The sequence below is a fragment of the Dietzia sp. Cai40 genome (assembly GCF_014145165.1).
Lineage (GTDB): Bacteria > Actinomycetota > Actinomycetes > Mycobacteriales > Mycobacteriaceae > Dietzia > Dietzia natronolimnaea.
This window is the reverse complement of record NZ_JAALEB010000256.1, coordinates 1-2,506: the sequence shown is the minus strand read 5'-3', so window position 1 is coordinate 2,506 and position 2,506 is coordinate 1. Positions and strand designations below refer to the sequence as shown.

Sequence of the window (2,506 nt, the reverse complement as noted above, 5' to 3'; positions counted from 1 at the left end):
GTCCGGCCGCGTCCCGGGCGTCCACCGCCGCCGCGGCCGCACGGCCGTCAGTCCCGAGGAGAGTGGTGAAGGCACGGAGTGCCGGATCCAGGTGCGCGATCCGGTCCAGGGCGGCGTCGAGCGCCCCCGTCGCGGTGTCGGCGCCGGACCGCACCGCCTCTGCGGTCCGGGACGCGGGCGGGGTGGGGGTGATCACGAGCCCGATGGTACGGGGCGCGTACGACACGATCGCCTGTCCGCCCACGGCGATCAGCACGGTCGGCTGTCGTGCCCCGCAGGTAGCCTGGGGCGATAGGCGACGAGGTCGGTCGCATCACGAGGTCCGCCGACCGGCGGGGCCGTCCTTCGCACTCGAGGACCGAATGGAACGTAAGAGCAACACCGTTTTCCGCAACGTGGCGATCGCGGGCGTCATCATCCTGGCGATCGTCGGTTTCTCGTTCTTCGCGAACGACGAGCGGGGGTACACCGAGGTCGACACCTCGGTTGCCCTCGCGCAGATCGACGCCGGGAACGTCAGTGAGGCGACGATCGAGGACCGTGAGCAGCAGCTGCGGCTCACCCTCGAGTCGCCGATTACCCCGGAGGAGGGTGCCGACGAGACCGATCAGCTGCTCGCCAAGTATCCGGAGCTGGCGGCGGACCAGATCTTCGACCGGGTCGCCGCGGCCGAGCCGGAGAAGTACGACACCACCGTCACCCAGCAGGGCTTCTTCACCCAGATGCTGTCGTTCCTGCTGCCCATGCTCATCCTCTTCGGGCTCCTGTTCTACTTCATGACCCGCATGCAGGGTGGCAAGGGCGGCCTGTTCGGTGTCGGCAAGTCGAGGGCGGTCGAGTTCACCAAGGACATGCCCCAGACCACCTTTGCCGACGTCGCGGGTGAGGACGAGGCGGTGGAGGAGCTCAACGAGATCAAGGACTTCCTGCAGAACCCGGCGCGGTACGAGCGGCTGGGGGCCAAGATCCCGCGCGGCGTCCTCCTCTACGGGCCACCCGGAACGGGTAAGACCCTGCTGGCGCGTGCGGTGGCCGGCGAGGCCGGGGTGCCGTTCTTCTCGATCTCCGGCTCGGACTTCGTGGAGATGTTCGTGGGCGTGGGTGCCTCGCGTGTCCGCGACCTGTTCGAGAAGGCCAAGCAGAACGCGCCCTGCATCGTGTTCGTCGACGAGATCGACGCCGTCGGTCGGCACCGCGGCTCCGGGACCGGTGGCGGCCACGACGAACGCGAGCAGACCCTCAACCAGCTCCTCGTGGAGATGGACGGGTTCAGCGACCGCGAGACGGTCATCATGATCGCGGCGACCAACCGCCCCGACGTGCTCGATCCGGCCCTGCTGCGGCCCGGCCGGTTCGACCGTCAGGTGCCGGTAACCAACCCGGATCTGCGCGGACGTGAGTCCATCCTCGCCGTGCACTCGGTGGGCAAGCCCCTGGCCGCCGACGTGGACATGAGGTCGCTGGCCCGGCGCACGATCGGCATGTCCGGGGCGGACCTGGCCAACGTGCTCAACGAGGGCGCGCTGCTGGCCGCCCGGATGGGCCGGGACGAGATCTCGATCGACATCCTCGAGGAGGCCACCGACCGGGTCGTGGGCGGACCACGCCGCAAGCACCGCGTGATCAGCGAGCACGAGAAGAAGGTCACCGCCTACCACGAGTCCGGTCACGCGCTCGCGGCGTGGGCGATGGAGGACCTGGAGCCGGTCCACAAGGTCACGATCCTCGCTCGCGGCCGCACCGGGGGGCACGCACTGGTCGTCCCGGAGGACGACAAGTCCCTCATGACCCGCGCGGACATGATCGCGCGGATCGTCATGGCCATGGGCGGCCGCGCAGCCGAGGAGTACGTCTTCGGCGAACCGACCTCCGGCGCCAGCTCGGACATCGAGCAGGCCACCAGGATCGCCCGCACGATGGTCGCCGAGTACGGCATGAGTTCCAGGCTCGGGGCGGTCAGGTACGGCGGCGAGGGCGGGGACCCGTTCCTCGGACGCGGCGGCGGCGGGGGCTCCGAGTACTCCCCGGAGGTGGCCAAGGCAATCGACGACGAGGTCCGCCGGATCATCGACGCCGCGCACACCGAGGCGTGGAAGGTCCTCGAGGAGAACCGGGAGATCCTCGACTCCGTGGCAGGGGAACTGCTCGAGAAGGAGACGCTCCGGCAGGAGGATCTCCAACGGCTGTTCGCGGACGTGGTCAAGCGTCCGAGGATCACCGAGTTCGACGACTTCTCCGGTCGTGTCCCGTCGACCCGGCCGCCCATCAAGACACCGGGTGAGCTGGCGAGGGAACGCGGCGAGCCGTGGCCGCCACCGACGAGCGACCCTTTCTCGATGCCCGTCCTCCCGGCGAGCCGAGAGCAAGGTGGCACCGGGCAGGACGCGGGCCGGGACCCGGGCGACCGGACCGATCGCGAGCGTGAGTCGGTTCCGGCGGGCGCGTCGTCCTCCGGGATCCCGGCGTACGGCACGCCACCGCCCCCCGGCTGGTCGGCGCCCGGGTG

At 70.1% G+C, this 2,506-nt stretch carries 1 protein-coding gene and 1 pseudogene; one reads left to right on the top strand and one right to left on the bottom strand.

Annotated features, from left to right (window positions below; all coding sequences use genetic code 11):
• Positions 1 to 196: pseudogene (locus G6022_RS10375) on the bottom strand (amidase); the annotation flags it as partial.
• A 166-nt stretch (positions 197 to 362) separates the two neighbouring features.
• On the opposite strand from G6022_RS10375, the gene ftsH reads away from it, so the two are divergent.
• Positions 363 to 2,506 (top strand): ATP-dependent zinc metalloprotease FtsH (ftsH, locus tag G6022_RS10370; protein WP_182691513.1); only part of this gene is annotated, 2,144 nt, incomplete at its 3' end.